Origin of the sequence: Streptococcus oralis (genome assembly GCF_001579525.1) — a bacterium.
GTDB lineage: Bacteria > Bacillota > Bacilli > Lactobacillales > Streptococcaceae > Streptococcus > Streptococcus oralis_M.
The window spans coordinates 637,886-651,844 of sequence record NZ_KQ970788.1 but is presented as its reverse complement, the minus strand read 5'-3'; the positions used below and the strand labels follow the sequence as shown (position 1 = coordinate 651,844).

Sequence of the window (13,959 nt, the reverse complement as noted above, 5' to 3'; positions counted from 1 at the left end):
AAAGCCTTGCTCCTCAGTTTGAGGAACAGGGCTTTTTCGTATGATACTCTTCGAAAATCTCTTCAAACCACGTCAGGTTCCATCTGCAACCTCAAAACAGTGTTTTGAGCTGACTTCGTCAGTCTTATCTATAACCTCAAAGCACTGCTTTGAGCAACCTTCGGCTAGCTTCCTAGTTTGCTCTTTGATTTTCATTGAGTATGAGTTTAGCGATTGTCAATTTTCTCTGGATAAAGGTCGTGTTGGAAGAGACGTTGTTCTGCCAATCCTTCATACTTAGTTCCAGGTCTACCGTAGTTGTAGTAGGGGTCAATTGAAATGCCACCGCGCGGAGTGAATTTTCCCCATACCTCTAAATAGCGAGGGTCTAGCAAGTTGACCAAGTCTTTCCCGATGGTGTTGATACAGTTTTCGTGAAAATCCCCATGATTTCGATAGCTAAAGAGGTAGAGTTTGAGAGATTTTGACTCGACACAGAACTTGTCAGGAATGTAGGAAATATAAATCGTCGCAAAATCTGGCTGAGCAGTGATTGGGCAAAGGGAAGTAAATTCAGGACAGTTGAATTTGATGAAATAGTCATTTTCCACATGACGATTGTCAAAGGATTCGAGGACTTCGGGTTGATAGTCAAAAATGTAGTTGGTTTCTTTGTTGCCGAGGAGGCTTAGGTTTTTCATTTCTTCTTGTTGTGACATGATTTTTTCTTTCTAATTTAAACACCACGTTGGTTGTCGTAGAGGAGGGTATGGAGTTGAGGAAGGACGCGGACATTGCCCCAGCTATCGTCAGCAGCGACGCGTTCCCAGAGTTCTTTGAGGCGATCTAGTTGGTCTTGGACAATATTGCCAGTAGCCTTGGGTTCAGGATTTCCTGCTGATAAGAAGAGAACATCTGGTTGGTAGCGTTCTTGAATCCCTTTGGCAAAGGCCAAATCTGCATCGTCAAAGACAGGGATTTTAAAGGTGACCTTGCCTGGGTCCAGTTGGGAAACGATAAAGTCCAAGGTTTCAAAGTTGACTTCCATCTTGGATGAAGGAGGTTTGGGGCTCAGAGTGACCTGGTCGATATCTTTTAACCAATTTTGCCAGCGGGAGCCTTGGGTCTCAACAGCTAGAGTGACACCGCGTTCCTTGAGCTTGGTGACGAGTTGAGCCATGTTAGCTGCTAGGATAGCAGGATTTCCACCAGATAGGGTTACATAGTCGTAGCTTCCTAGCTTATCTAAGGCAGCAATGATCTCGTCAGCGGTCATGCGAGTTGGTTTTTCAGAACCATCCCAAGTAAAGGCAGAGTCGCACCAGTCGCAGTGGTAGTCGCAACCACCAGTGCGGACAAACATGGTTTTCTGCCCGATAGCACGACCTTCACCTTGAAAGGTAGGGCCAAAAATTTCCAGAACTGGTAGTTTGAGGACACGTTCCCTAGTCATCTAACCACTCCCGTCTAAACTCCGCAAAGGCAGTCGGAGTCTCATAGAGGCGAACGTATTCCAAACGGAGACCACGTTCATCTGGCAACTCTTGACTCATGGTTTGAAAAATCCAGTAAACCATATTTTCAGCAGTCGTGTTCATATAAGGCAGGGTTTCATTGAGATAGCGGTGATCCAAGTGGGGCTCCAAGTAGTCCTTGTAGATCGCTTTAATATCTCCAAAATCGTAGGTCATGCCACGTTCATCTAAAAATCCACTGACAGTAATTTGCAGATGATAGGTGTGGCCATGCAGGGATTTGCATTTTCCCTCATAGTGAAAGAGGTGGTGGGCAGCATCGAAGGTAAACTCTTTTGATACCAGGGTTCTGTGAGGATTGTAGACAAGGGACTCCCCAGTTTCCTGTTTGATTTCTTTGGGTGCAAAAAACATCAGGCCTCTCCTTTCTGTGAGAGATAAACGTCTAAACCATGCTGACGTAGGTGACAGGCTGGACAATCTCCACAGCCACTTCCGATAATCCCATTGTAGCAGGTCAAGGTCTTTTCACGAACATAGTCAAAGGCACCGAGTTGGTCGGCTAACTTCCAAGTTTCAGCCTTGTCTAGCCACATGAGAGGTGTTTGGATAATAAAGTCGTAATCCATGGCAAGGTTGAGCGTAACATTGAGAGATTTGACAAAGACATCCCGGCAGTCAGGGTAGCCTGAAAAATCTGTCTCGCAGACACCTGTCACGATGTCTTTAATACCCCGTTGCTTGGCAAGAACTGCCGCAAAGGACAGAAAGAGGTGGTTGCGACCGTCAACGAAGGTATTGGGAACCTCTCCCTCTTTTTGCTCAATCTCCAAATCAGAGGTTAAGGCATTTTCAGTGATCTGCCCCAGTAGAGACATATCTAAGATGTGATGACGAATACCTTGTTCCTTAGCGATTTCTCTAGCAACTTGAATTTCGAGATGATGGCGTTGGCCGTAGGCAAAGGTGACAGCTTCGACTGTTTCATAGTGTTTTTTAGCCCAAAAGAGGCAGGTTGTGGAATCTTGACCGCCGCTAAAGACGACCAAGGCTGAATGACGTTTCATAGTACTCCTTCTAAAATGGGAAATGTTCAGAGCACGCAAAAAGCTCCCTTGAGGGGAGCTAAAAAATACCAAGTAGAGGTTTTTTTTAGCGATGGCATGTCCCAAACATCGTAATATTCTACCTACAGTCTAGCATATTTTTTGAAAAATGGCAAAGGGCAAGAAAAAAAGAGACCAAATAAAGCACTTGGTCTCTCATGTGATTAGCTCAATTCAGCAACGATGGCTTTGATTTGTTCTGCAGTGTGTACTCCAGCAACTTGTTTTACCACTTGGCCATCTTTTTTGAAGAGAAGGGTTGGGATAGACATGATTCCAAAGGCACGAGCTGTGTTTGGATTTTCATCAACGTCCATTTTAACGATTTTCAAGACATCTTCTGAAAGTTCTTCAGACAATTTATCCAAGATTGGACCTTGCATACGACATGGACCACACCAAGTTGCCCAGAAGTCTACCAAGACCAAACCGTCTTTTGTTTCTTGTTCAAATGTTGCATCTGTAATTGCTTTTGCCATTGTATTTCTCCTTTTTTAGTTATATTGGCTTAAATCTTGTTTCATGAGATAGAAGAAGACATCTCCATAAGTCCCATGGTAGTCCAAATCATGACCATTGTAGGTTAATTTTTGGACAGTGTAGTAATCAGCAACGCCGATAAGGCAGGCATGTTGAGAACGTTCAAAATCTTCATAAGACTCGAAAGTCATGGTTCTCTCTTGCTTGCTGGCGTCTAGATAAGTAATTTCGATCATATAAAACTCCTTTGTTCGATCTTGACTTTATTGTACTCCTTGAAAAGAGGAATGTCAAGAAAAATGATTGCGCACGCAACTTTTTAGAAAATCTGATTATGAAATGAAATCTAGACTCGTCTCCAGTCTTTCTTCGACAGCCTTTTGCAGGTAAGCTAGAGTTGTCTGTCCCTCGTCAGTCAGGCAGATAAAACTTGCCCGTCTATCCTGATCGCAACACCGGCGACTAAGCAAACCACAGTTTTTCTCTTCTAGTCGAGCCACCATTCGAGAAACTGCGCTTGGACTGAGATGAAGCTTATCAGGTAAATCAATCTGGCGTAGAGATTTTTCTTGGGCCAAATCCAGATAGTAGAGCAGGTAAAACTCTTTCAAGGTCAACCTTTGTTCACTCTGCTGGGCAATAGTTTCTTCCAACAAGGCTTCCATTTCCTTTTGACGGCGGTTGTAGTCAAACCACTTTTCCAAATAGGTCATTGCTTTCTCCTTTCTTTTCAAAGTAAAAATCACAAAGTCATTACTGACTGTCTCTACAACACAAGATGATTGCGCATGCAATGATTATACTACTTTTAACTAATCCTTGCAAGAAAGAAGAATTTCAATATTTCCTTGAAATTTTCTGAAAAAAGAGTAAACTGGTATGCAAGAAGTCTATTTCGTGGAGTTTAGGATGAAATTATATGTTCAATTAATGATTCTCTTTGTGATTTCTCTAATCGGTGAGGGAATCTCCAGTTTCTTTCATCTGCCCATCCCAGGCAGTATTATCGGTTTGATTATTCTCTTTCTAGCCTTACAGTTCAAGTGGCTAAGGACCAGACATGTCAACATGGTCGGGAATTTCTTGCTGGCCAATATGACCATTCTCTTTTTGCCGCCAGCAGTGGGTATCATGGAAAAGTTTGATGTGATTGCCCCTTATCTTTTGCCCATCGTCTTGATTGTCTTTTTTGCGGCTGTCATCAACATTATCCTTATTGCCCTAGTGGTTCAGTTTATCAAGAGACGATTTGAGGGAGATTATGAGAAAGGAGATGCCAAATGAGCGAATTTGTATCCAATCCTCTATTTGGGATTGCATTATCTATCCTAGCTTATCTAGTGGGGATGTTGATTTACAGACGTTTTCCCCATCCCTTGACAACGCCCCTTCTTTTGTCAGCCATTTTTATCATTATTTTCCTTAAGGCGACGGGTATTTCTTATCAAGATTATTACCAAGGTGGGGTTTATCTGAACAACTTGATTGTCCCATCGACCGTGGCTCTAGGGATTCCGCTTTATAAGAGTTTTCACTTGATGAAGCACCATGCACGGAGTATTCTCTTTGGCAGTCTGCTAGCAGTAGTTGTCAATACTAGCTTCACTGCCATAGTAGCGAAAATATTTGGCATGGACTTTTTCCTAGCCATTTCTCTCTTTCCCAAGTCAGTGACAACCGCTATGGCAGTGGGGATTACAGAAAAATTGCAAGGTTTAACAACTGTAACCTTGGTCGTAGTAGTAGCCACTGGGATCTTAACCAGTGTGATTGGACCAACCCTTTTGAAGTGGTTAAAAATTGATGATCCGGTAGCAGTCGGGCTTTCCCTTGGAGGAACAGGACACGCTGTCGGAACGGGAACAGCCTTTCGATACGGTTCTGTAGCAGGAGCTATGGGTGGCTTGGCTATCGGTGTAACCGGTATTCTCTATGTTTTTGTCAGCCCCATCGTAGCCAGTTTGATATTGAGTTAAAGAAAAACCCAGCTTTCTAGCTGGGCATTTTTTATTGCAAATTAACCTTGTTTTTCAAGATATAGTAGGTACCGAGATAGTAGATAGCTGATAAAAAGAGATCGCGCAGAATTTCTGTACCAACCATCACGTTATAGTCATTGTCAACTCTTAAGAAGAAAGTGATATAACCAATAACGATTGAAATGACGATATAGGCTAGAATCCCCATGGCTGTTCGATACTCGTTAAAGAGTTGCCCGATAGAGATGGAGAGGTAAATGGATAAAATCCATGCGATCGACCCGACAAATAGTGATAGGGCATACAGCCAGCCGTAGCTGAGATAAGGGGAAATGAAGTTGTAGAGGGCAGTGAAGTCTTTTTCTATTGGTGTTAAGAAGATGATGATCAATATACTCAAGATAAAGACAATATAGCTTAAGATGGACCAGACAAGACCGCCTAAAAGTTTTGCGGTGATGATTTGGTGCTCAGAGACAGGCAAGGTCAAGGTCAAGTACCCTTGGCGGTCATAAACACTCCCCTTGAATCTTCGGATGATTAAAAAGATTGTTGCAATCCAAAGAGTGACGCTGAGTCCTCCAAAGACTAGTACCAAAAAGAAGATGAAATAAACAGCATTGTTAGAATTGTAAGTCTGGCTAAGGCTACCAAGAAAAGCTCCAATCAAAACTGAAATTGCAAGCACAGCACCATAAAGGGCTAAATACCACTTGTTAACATTTTTAAATTCGTAGCGAACTAAATTCCAAAACATAATAATCTCCTTTGCTTAGGCCTTAAATTCCTGACGGAAGAGTTGGTCAATGGATTCACCTGACTCGTAACGAATATCATCAACATTTCCTTGGCGAACTACTTTTCCGTCTTTGAGGAAGATAATCTCATCCAAGATTGGCTCGATATCAGAAATCAAGTGGGTAGAAATCAAAACTGTAGAAGTTGGGGAGTAGTTGTTGATGATGGTATTGAGGATATACTCACGGGCTGCTGGATCCACCCCACCAATAGGTTCGTCCAGAACGTAGAGACGAGCATCACGGCTCATAACCAAAATCAGTTGTACCTTTTCCTTGTTTCCTTTTGATAGTTTCTTGAGGCGACTATTTTCATCAATTCCTAGGTCTGCAAGTAGATGATGGGCGCGTTCAAGATTGAAATCCTGATAGAAGGTTTTAAAGTAAGTAAGGGCTTCTTTAACCTTCATTTGCTCATTGAGATAAGTTGTGTCTGGTAGATAAGAGACAATTGCCTTGGTAGCAGGACTTGGATCCTGTCCGTTAATGAGGATACGTCCTTTGTCTGGCTGAAGGAGACCGTTAATCAGTTTGATCAAGGTTGTTTTTCCGGATCCATTTGGTCCGAGGAGCCCGACAATCTTTCCAGCTGAGATCTCTAGTGAGATATTGTCAAGTGCCGCAGTTGCTCCATATGATTTTGATACATTTTCAAGTGCTAGTAGTGTCATAGTCTTAAACTCCTTTAATATAGTCGCTTAATACATTTGGCAGTTCTTCTTTTTTGTAGCCAAATTGAAGCATGCAAGAGACGAAGTGTTGCAGTTGCTCTTCGGAAAGTTGTTTGCGGGACTGAACGATGAGGTCCAAATCCTCGGTGACAAAACGACCAGTTGTTCGCTTGCTATAAACGAATCCTTCACGTTCAAGGTCAGACAAGGCGCGCTGGATGGTATTGGGATTGACCCCAGCCTCGCTCGCCAGTTCTCTCACGGTAGGGAGCTGTTGGTTGGGTTCCAGTTCATGGGAAACAATCTGTAGTTTAATTTTTTCCATAATCTGTAAATAAATGGGTTTTGTATTATCAAATGACCAGGACATCATAGTCTCCTTTCTTTATCTTTATTGTTCTAATCGAATAATACAATAAAACAAAAAACTTGTCAAGTAAAAATAAGAATTGTTTTGGGAATTGCTCAAAAAATGGTATAATGAAAAGAAAACGACAAGGAGGGAAATGCATGCGTTGTCCAAAATGTGGGGCTACCAAGTCTAGTGTTGTTGATAGTCGACAAGCCGAAGAAGGAAATACCATCCGTCGAAGACGTGAGTGCGACGAGTGTCAGCATCGTTTTACAACCTATGAACGAGTAGAAGAAAGAACGCTAGTTGTCGTCAAAAAAGACGGTACGCGAGAACAATTTTCAAGAGATAAAATCTTTAATGGGATTATCCGTTCAGCCCAGAAACGCCCGGTTTCAAGTGATGAAATCAACATGGTGGTCAATCGTATCGAGCAAAAACTCCGTAGTCGCAGTGAGAATGAGATCCAAAGTGAATATATTGGATCTTTAGTCATGGAAGAATTGGCAGAGCTTGATGAGATTACCTATGTTCGTTTTGCCAGTGTTTATCGTAGCTTTAAGGATGTGAGTGAGTTGGAGAGTCTGCTCCAGCAGATCACCCAGTCCTCAAAAAAGAAAAAGGAAAAGTAAATGAAGCCAAATGACCGTTTTTCTTTTCTAAAGAATAATCGGGTGTCGCAAGATACCTCTTCTCTGGTGCAGTGCTACCTCCCGATTATCGGTCAGGAGGCGCTGAGCCTCTATCTATATGCCATTACCTTTTGGGATGGTGGGCAGAAGGAACACCTTTTTGCTAACATTCTTAATCATTTAAACTTCGGGATGAATACGCTCCTCCAGTCCTTTAAAATCTTATCTGCTGTAGACTTGTTGACCCTTTATCAAAAGGGAGAAACCTATGAATTACAGCTTCATCCTCCCCTCTCCAGTCAAGATTTTTTAAGTCATTCTGTCTATAGTAGATTATTAGAGAAAAAGATTGGGGATACAGCTGTTTCTGCTATGAAGCAGGCTCCAAGTGAGGGAGAAGCACTCTCTGTTTCTTTGAGCCAAGTATTTCCAACCTTGACCGAAGAAGTGACTCCAACCGAGTCTAAAAGCAAGTTAAAAAATGATTTTGACTTGGAACATTTCCAGCGGCTGATGGCTCGAGATGGCTTGCGTTTTGAAGACGAGCAAACGGATGTTTTGGAATTGTTTGCCATCACAGATGAAAAAAAATGGACCTGGTTTGAAACTTATCAATTAGCCAAGGCGACAGCGGTGGCTCAGGTTATTTCAGTCAAACGCATGCGTGAAAAGATTGCGCAAAAGCAGGTATCTTCGGACTTTAGTCCCAAAGAAATGGCCATTATTAGGGAAGTTAAAAATAAAATTCCCCAGGATTTTTTGCAAGTCCTCAAACAAGAGCGCAAAGGGTACGTCACCCAAAGTGAAAGAGAACTCCTTCACCAGATGACGTCGTTAGGCTTGTTGGACGAAGTCATCAATATCGTCTTACTTTTAACCTTTAACAAGGTTGATTCGGCTAATGTTAATGAAAAATATGCCATGAAGGTCGCAAATGACTATGCTTATCAAAAAATTCGGACAGCAGAAGAGGCTGTGCTTCGGATTCGAGAGCACCAGCAAAAAGGGAAAGAAGAACAGAAAAATAAAGCTAGCTCGACTAAGACAAATGTTCCCAAGTGGAGTCAGCCAGACTATAAGAATAAGACTTCGGCTCAGGAACTAGAAGAAATGGAACGCCGAACGCAGGAATTATTAGCTAAACTAGATAATGGAGGAGCCTAGATGGAGAGTATAGGAGAAACTTTGGCAAAGCATCCCACTCGTTTCAATTATCAGGAGTTAGTCAAAGATATCATGCTGGATCCTGATGTGGTAGATTTTATCCAGCGGGAACGTTTGAGCCAAGAAGAAATTCGCCGTAGTATTTCCAAGTTTAACCAGTATATCACTGAGAGACAGAAATTTTTAACTAATGATACAACTTATATAGCTCAAGGCTACAAACCAATCTTGGTAATGAACCATGGTTATGCGGATGTGTCTTATGAGGAAACCGAAGAGTTGGTGGAAGCAGAGAAGCAGGTGGCTATCAAGAATCGTCTCAACTTGATTCATTTACCAGCAAGCTTGAAAAATGTTAGTTTGGTAGATGTTTATCGGGATGATATTGCACGTTTTCCTGTTCTGGAAAGAATGATAAATTTTGTTAGTAATTATCCAACTACCTCGAAAGGCCTCTATCTGTACGGAGATTTTGGTGTCGGTAAGAGTTTCATGATGGCGGCTTTGGCTCACGACTTATCTGAAAAACGTGGTGCTTCAACAACCATTCTCCACTATCCAAGTTTTGTCATTGATGTGAAAAATGCTATCGGTGAAGGAACTGTGAAGACCTTGGTGGATGAGATCAAGTTAGCAGAGGTCTTGGTCTTGGATGATATTGGTGCAGAGCAGTCAACACCTTGGGTGCGTGATGAGATTCTTCAAGTTATTCTCCAGTATCGCATGCAGGAAGATTTGCCGACCTTCTTTACTTCCAACTTTAATTTCCAAGATTTGGAAAAACATTTTGCCAAAGGAAAGAATGGAAATGATGAGACTTGGGAAGCTAGACGGGTTATGGAGCGAATCCGTTATTTGGCTGAGGAAACGAGACTAGAAGGAGAAAATCGCCGATGACAGAAACCATTAAATTGATGAAAGCTCATACTTCAGTTCGTCGCTTTAAGGAGCAAGAAATTCCTCAAGCAGACTTGGAAGAGATTTTGACTGCTGGACAAATGGCGTCTTCTTGGAAAAATTTCCAATCTTACTCTGTGATTCGTGTACGCAGTCAAGAGAAGAAAGATGCCTTATATGAATTGGTTCCTCAGGAAGCCATTCGCCAGTCAGCTGCTTTCTTGCTTTTTGTCGGTGACTTGAACAGAGCTGAAAAGGGAGCAAGCCTTCATACGGATACTTTCCAACCTCAAGGGGTGGAAGGTCTCCTTATCACGTCTGTGGACGCTGCGCTTGCGGGGCAAAATACCTTGCTTGCGGCTGAGAGTCTGGGATATGGTGGTGTTATCATCGGTTTGGTCCGTTACAAGTCAGAAGAAGTGGCAGCGCTTTTTAACTTGCCTGATTATACCTACCCTGTTTTTGGGATTGCCATTGGCGTGCCAGATCAACAACATGATGTCAAACCAAGACTGCCTTTGAGCCAAGTGGTGTTTGAAGAAGAGTACCAAGAACAGCCAGTTGAGACGGTTTTGGACTATGACAAAGTACAGGCAGACTATGCTGGTGCGCGTGCGACGACCTCTTGGAGTCAGCGTTTGGCAGAGCAGTTTGGTCAAGCCGAACCTCGTTCAACTCGGAAGAATCTAGAACAGAAAAAGTTATTGTAGAAAGTGAGAAAACATGGCCTTACCAACTATTGCCATTGTGGGACGTCCCAATGTTGGGAAATCAACCCTATTTAATCGGATCGCTGGTGAGCGGATCTCAATCGTAGAAGATGTCGAGGGTGTGACACGTGACCGTATCTATGCAACGGGTGAGTGGCTCAATCGTTCCTTTAGTATGATAGATACAGGAGGAATTGACGATGTCGATGCTCCCTTTATGGAGCAAATCAAGCACCAGGCAGAAATTGCCATGGAAGAAGCCGATGTCATCGTCTTTGTGGTATCTGGAAAAGAAGGAATCACGGATGCAGATGAGTACGTAGCCCGTAAACTCTATAAAACCCATAAACCTGTTATCCTTGCTGTTAACAAGGTTGACAACCCTGAAATGCGAAATGATATTTTTGATTTCTATGCGCTAGGATTGGGCGAACCGCTGCCAATTTCGTCTGTCCACGGTATCGGGACAGGGGATGTGCTGGATGCCATTGTGGAAAATCTACCACACGAAGTTGAAGAAGAAAATCCAGATGTGATCAAATTTAGCTTGATTGGCCGTCCTAACGTTGGAAAATCAAGTTTGATCAACGCCATTTTGGGAGAAGACCGCGTGATTGCTAGTCCAGTAGCTGGAACGACTCGCGATGCCATTGATACCCATTTTACAGATGCTGATGGACAAGAGTTTACCATGATTGATACAGCTGGTATGCGTAAGTCTGGTAAAGTCTATGAAAATACAGAGAAATACTCTGTCATGCGTGCTATGCGTGCCATTGACCGTTCTGACGTGGTTTTGATGGTCCTCAATGCCGAAGAAGGTATCCGTGAGTACGACAAACGTATCGCAGGTTTCGCCCACGAAGCTGGTAAAGGAATGATCATCGTGGTCAACAAGTGGGATACTCTTGAAAAAGACAACCACACCATGAAGAACTGGGAAGAAGATATCCGTGAGCAGTTCCAATACCTGCCTTATGCACCGATTGTCTTTGTATCAGCTTTGACCAAGCAACGTCTCCATAAGTTGCCTGAGATGATCAAGCAAATCAGTGAAAGCCAAAACACCCGTATTCCTTCAGCAGTTTTGAACGATGTCATTATGGATGCCATTGCTATCAATCCAACACCGACAGACAAAGGGAAACGACTCAAGATTTTCTACGCAACCCAAGTGGCAACCAAGCCACCAACCTTTGTCATCTTTGTCAACGAAGAAGAACTCATGCACTTCTCTTACCTGCGTTTCTTGGAAAATCAAATTCGCAAGGCCTTTGTCTTTGAAGGAACACCGATTCACTTGATCGCGAGAAAACGTAAGTAAGTCTTGCTTGTTTTTCTACAAAAATAAACTAAAAGAAGACTTCATAGTCTTCTTTTTTCTATACTAAAAGGGGAGAAAAGAACCTATCAAATTGGAGGAGGATCTGTCATCAAATTTCAATCATTTTCCTAGCTTTTGTAATCTATTTGTAATGAAATGCACTTTCTTTGTAAAAATCAAAATGCTATAATTCCTTAAATCAATTTTCCTTTATCAGGGAGGTTATTATGAAAAGAAGCAGATTATTTAAACATAGTTTGTTGGTTCGCTTGCTTGGACTGCTGATGGTTTTTCTCTTCTTGTCAGCATTCACAGCACCTGAAAAACCTGAGTACGGGATCTATGACCCGGATCACTATCTAACGGATGAGACTATAAGTCAGATTCGGGAATTGAATAATGTCAATAGTAAAAAATCAGAAAAATTCCAAGTGGGCGTTTACGTTGTGAAAAGCCTGGATGGAGAAACAATTGAAACTGTAGCTAACGAAACAGCTAGAGCTTGGAAGATTGGCTACTCGGGAGACAACAACGGCGCCTTGATTGTGGTAGCTGTTGAGGATAGAAAATCACGGATTGAAACTAGTAATAATGTGGCCAGTAAGATCACTGACTATCAGACCAATAGATTTTTGAAAACAGCACGACCTTACTTTCAAAAAGGAGACTACAGCAATGGAGTTCTTTCTATAGCAAACAATCTAAACTACATGTTCTATAGTGGATCGAGTACGACTTCTTCAAGTTCTAGAAGTAGTTACGACTATGCTACTAATTCTAGTCGTCTAAGAGAAATTGAAAAGTATACAGCTGAGAGTCGATCTTCAAAACGGAACCGAAAAAGCAGTTCGAGCGACGGAGTTATCGGATTTGGAGTTCTCATTTACTTCATCGTGATGATCATCGGATTTATATCTGGAGGCCGTGGAGGCGGTTCTCGTGGAGATGATTCTGGCGGTGGCTGGTGGGGCGGTGACTCATCAGATTCAGGATCTTCTTGGTCTGACTCAGGCTCCGACTCATCTGGAGGTTGGGACGGTGGTGGCTTTGATGGCGGTGGTTCGTCTGATGACTGGTGAGTGATCATATATTGCTCAAACCGATTTCTCCATACAGTAAGGTGACTCCTTTGCAAGAGTTCACTCCTTCATTAAAAATAAAAACAAAGTTTGGGAAATTGATTTAAAATCTGAGTATTTTCTCAGAAAAGTTGATAAAAGAAAGTGTTAAGGTTTTGATATGAAACAAAATAAAGTAATTCTCTCAATAGTAGCGATTTTCTTTGGACTACTAGTTCTGGGAAGTTGTTCCGCAGTGACGACCTATAATGGTCTAGTTGGTGAACAGACTAAAGTGGAGCAGGCTCAGGCCGATGTCTCTACAGCCCTCCAACGTCGTTCGGACTTGATTGGTAACTTGGTGGAGTCCGTTAAAGGACAAATGAATCATGAAACCGAAGTCTTTACCAAGATTGCGGATGCTAGAGCTAAAATCGGTAGTAGCTCAGTGACATCGGAAGAAAACCAAAAAGCTCAGGGAGAGTTGAGCTCTGCTCTTTCCCGCTTGATTTCCTTGACGGAGAATTATCCAGAACTCAAGAGTAATCAAAATGTTGAGCAACTAATGGTCGAACTTTCAGGAAGTGAAAATCGTATCTTTGTAGCACGCAAGGATTATAATAAAGTCGCTGCCGAGTACAATCAAAAGTTGAGAAGTTTTCCAACCGTGCTTTTTGCGAGTATGATGAACTTTAAAGAAGCTGAAATCTTTAAAGAAACTGAAGAAGCCAAGACAGTTCCTAAGGTCGATTTTGGAACATCTTCATCAAGTCAATAAAGTGAATCAGCCTATGAATAAAGTAATTTCTCTAGTAAGACTAGTGATTTCAAACCCGAACCTGGAAAGCTTTTTCCAGGTTTTTTTGGTATAATAAAAGGGAAGAGACAGTGACTGAAATGGAGGTTTGCTATGGAGAAAACAAAAGCCTTTCTTGAAGCGCACTACAAGAGATATATTCTTACGATTTGCCTTCTCTGGTTCCTCATGTTTTTCCTTCCTTGGGATTGGCAAATAGGAGGAGTTTCAGTATATTATTTCGTTATGAAAAAACTCTTTGTGGTTTTTGGAGTTTTATCCATCCTATACTCCGTGCTGATTAAAAAAATCAGTCTTCTCATCTTTGGCATCATCTTTTGCTTGGCCTTCTGGATCAATCTCTTTTGGTATTTTGGGATATTGCCTGTATTCTTGGGAAATTAAACATTAAAAAATGAAGGACTAGACTAGCTTCTAGTCCTTTTTTCTTCCTTGTTAAAATAGTTGGAGATATAAAAAAAATTTTGTTGACAGCTGTCTGTATGATATAATAAGTCCCGTAAAAAGAAGATTAAGGG

20 protein-coding genes are annotated in these 13,959 nt (G+C 42.0%); 10 read left to right on the top strand and 10 right to left on the bottom strand.

The window, feature by feature from the left end:
* Positions 1–206: 206 nt before the first annotated feature.
* The 7 genes from queF to SORDD25_RS03165 all read right to left on the bottom strand — a co-directional run bounded on the left by queF (position 207) and on the right by SORDD25_RS03165 (position 3,753).
* Positions 207–698, bottom strand: coding sequence for a preQ(1) synthase (gene queF / locus SORDD25_RS03195; protein WP_049478686.1), 492 nt, complete (start codon positions 696–698; stop codon positions 207–209).
* A 17-nt stretch (positions 699–715) separates the two neighbouring features.
* Entirely contained in the window at positions 716–1,432 is a 717-nt protein-coding gene (queE, locus tag SORDD25_RS03190; protein ID WP_061852595.1) for a 7-carboxy-7-deazaguanine synthase QueE, read from the bottom strand.
* Entirely contained in the window at positions 1,425–1,868 is a 444-nt protein-coding gene (queD, locus tag SORDD25_RS03185; protein ID WP_061852594.1) for a 6-carboxytetrahydropterin synthase QueD, read from the bottom strand. The genes queE and queD overlap by 8 nt, the downstream gene beginning before the upstream one ends.
* Complete coding sequence (queC, locus tag SORDD25_RS03180) at positions 1,868–2,521, bottom strand: 7-cyano-7-deazaguanine synthase QueC (protein WP_061852593.1); 654 nt, start codon at positions 2,519–2,521, stop codon at positions 1,868–1,870. Before queC ends, queD begins: the two co-directional genes overlap by 1 nt.
* Positions 2,522–2,724: 203 nt before the next feature.
* Positions 2,725–3,039 carry a thioredoxin gene (trxA, locus tag SORDD25_RS03175; protein WP_001029581.1) on the bottom strand — a complete coding sequence of 105 codons (315 nt, stop codon included), beginning with the start codon at positions 3,037–3,039 and terminating at the stop codon, positions 2,725–2,727.
* A gap of 15 nt (positions 3,040–3,054) precedes the next feature.
* The gene (locus SORDD25_RS03170; protein WP_061852592.1) at positions 3,055–3,276 is read right to left on the bottom strand and encodes a DUF4649 family protein; all 222 of its coding nucleotides are present in this window, start codon (positions 3,274–3,276) and stop codon (positions 3,055–3,057) included.
* 96 nt (positions 3,277–3,372) lie between these two features.
* Complete coding sequence (locus SORDD25_RS03165) at positions 3,373–3,753, bottom strand: MarR family winged helix-turn-helix transcriptional regulator (RefSeq protein WP_044020363.1); 381 nt, start codon at positions 3,751–3,753, stop codon at positions 3,373–3,375.
* A gap of 196 nt (positions 3,754–3,949) precedes the next feature.
* Here SORDD25_RS03165 and SORDD25_RS03160 point away from each other — a divergent pair, with 196 nt between their 5' ends.
* On the top strand, positions 3,950–4,324 hold the full coding sequence (locus SORDD25_RS03160; protein ID WP_000781325.1) for a CidA/LrgA family protein: 375 nt from the start codon (positions 3,950–3,952) through the stop codon (positions 4,322–4,324).
* Positions 4,321–5,016 carry an LrgB family protein gene (locus SORDD25_RS03155; protein WP_001288935.1) on the top strand — a complete coding sequence of 232 codons (696 nt, stop codon included), beginning with the start codon at positions 4,321–4,323 and terminating at the stop codon, positions 5,014–5,016. The genes SORDD25_RS03160 and SORDD25_RS03155 overlap by 4 nt, the downstream gene beginning before the upstream one ends.
* 31 nt (positions 5,017–5,047) lie before the next feature.
* On the opposite strand, the gene SORDD25_RS03150 is transcribed toward SORDD25_RS03155, so the two are convergent.
* Genes SORDD25_RS03150 through SORDD25_RS03140 form a run of 3 tightly spaced genes read right to left on the bottom strand, consistent with a single transcriptional unit; the run spans position 5,048 to position 6,857 of the window.
* Entirely contained in the window at positions 5,048–5,776 is a 729-nt protein-coding gene (locus SORDD25_RS03150) for a hypothetical protein (RefSeq protein WP_061852591.1), read from the bottom strand.
* Between the two features lie 15 nt (positions 5,777–5,791).
* Complete coding sequence (locus SORDD25_RS03145; protein WP_061852590.1) at positions 5,792–6,487, bottom strand: ABC transporter ATP-binding protein; 696 nt, start codon at positions 6,485–6,487, stop codon at positions 5,792–5,794.
* Positions 6,488–6,491: 4 nt separating this feature from the next.
* Positions 6,492–6,857 (bottom strand): GntR family transcriptional regulator, encoded by a 366-nt coding sequence (locus SORDD25_RS03140; RefSeq protein WP_000119122.1) that lies wholly within the window; start codon positions 6,855–6,857, stop codon positions 6,492–6,494.
* A gap of 140 nt (positions 6,858–6,997) precedes the next feature.
* On the opposite strand from SORDD25_RS03140, the gene nrdR reads away from it, so the two are divergent.
* The 8 genes from nrdR (at position 6,998) to SORDD25_RS09395 (ending at position 13,825) form a co-directional block, all read left to right on the top strand.
* Complete coding sequence (gene nrdR / locus SORDD25_RS03135; protein WP_001203678.1) at positions 6,998–7,471, top strand: transcriptional regulator NrdR; 474 nt, start codon at positions 6,998–7,000, stop codon at positions 7,469–7,471.
* Complete coding sequence (locus SORDD25_RS03130; RefSeq protein ID WP_061852589.1) at positions 7,472–8,635, top strand: DnaD domain protein; 1,164 nt, start codon at positions 7,472–7,474, stop codon at positions 8,633–8,635. It abuts the gene before it with no gap.
* Entirely contained in the window at positions 8,636–9,532 is an 897-nt protein-coding gene (gene dnaI, locus SORDD25_RS03125; RefSeq protein ID WP_061852588.1) for a primosomal protein DnaI, read from the top strand.
* A complete protein-coding gene (locus SORDD25_RS03120; protein ID WP_061852587.1) occupies positions 9,529–10,242 on the top strand; it encodes an NADPH-dependent oxidoreductase in 714 nt (237 codons plus the stop codon). The genes dnaI and SORDD25_RS03120 overlap by 4 nt, the downstream gene beginning before the upstream one ends.
* A gap of 13 nt (positions 10,243–10,255) precedes the next feature.
* Positions 10,256–11,566: a ribosome biogenesis GTPase Der gene (gene der, locus SORDD25_RS03115; protein WP_009730455.1), complete on the top strand. Its 1,311-nt coding sequence runs from the start codon at positions 10,256–10,258 to the stop codon at positions 11,564–11,566.
* Between the two features lie 227 nt (positions 11,567–11,793).
* The gene (locus SORDD25_RS03110) at positions 11,794–12,645 is read left to right on the top strand and encodes a TPM domain-containing protein (RefSeq protein ID WP_061852586.1); all 852 of its coding nucleotides are present in this window, start codon (positions 11,794–11,796) and stop codon (positions 12,643–12,645) included.
* A 160-nt stretch (positions 12,646–12,805) separates the two neighbouring features.
* Positions 12,806–13,402 (top strand): LemA family protein, encoded by a 597-nt coding sequence (locus SORDD25_RS03105; protein WP_061852585.1) that lies wholly within the window; start codon positions 12,806–12,808, stop codon positions 13,400–13,402.
* 132 nt (positions 13,403–13,534) lie between these two features.
* The gene (locus SORDD25_RS09395; RefSeq protein ID WP_000415958.1) at positions 13,535–13,825 is read left to right on the top strand and encodes a hypothetical protein; all 291 of its coding nucleotides are present in this window, start codon (positions 13,535–13,537) and stop codon (positions 13,823–13,825) included.
* Positions 13,826–13,959 lie beyond the last annotated feature (134 nt).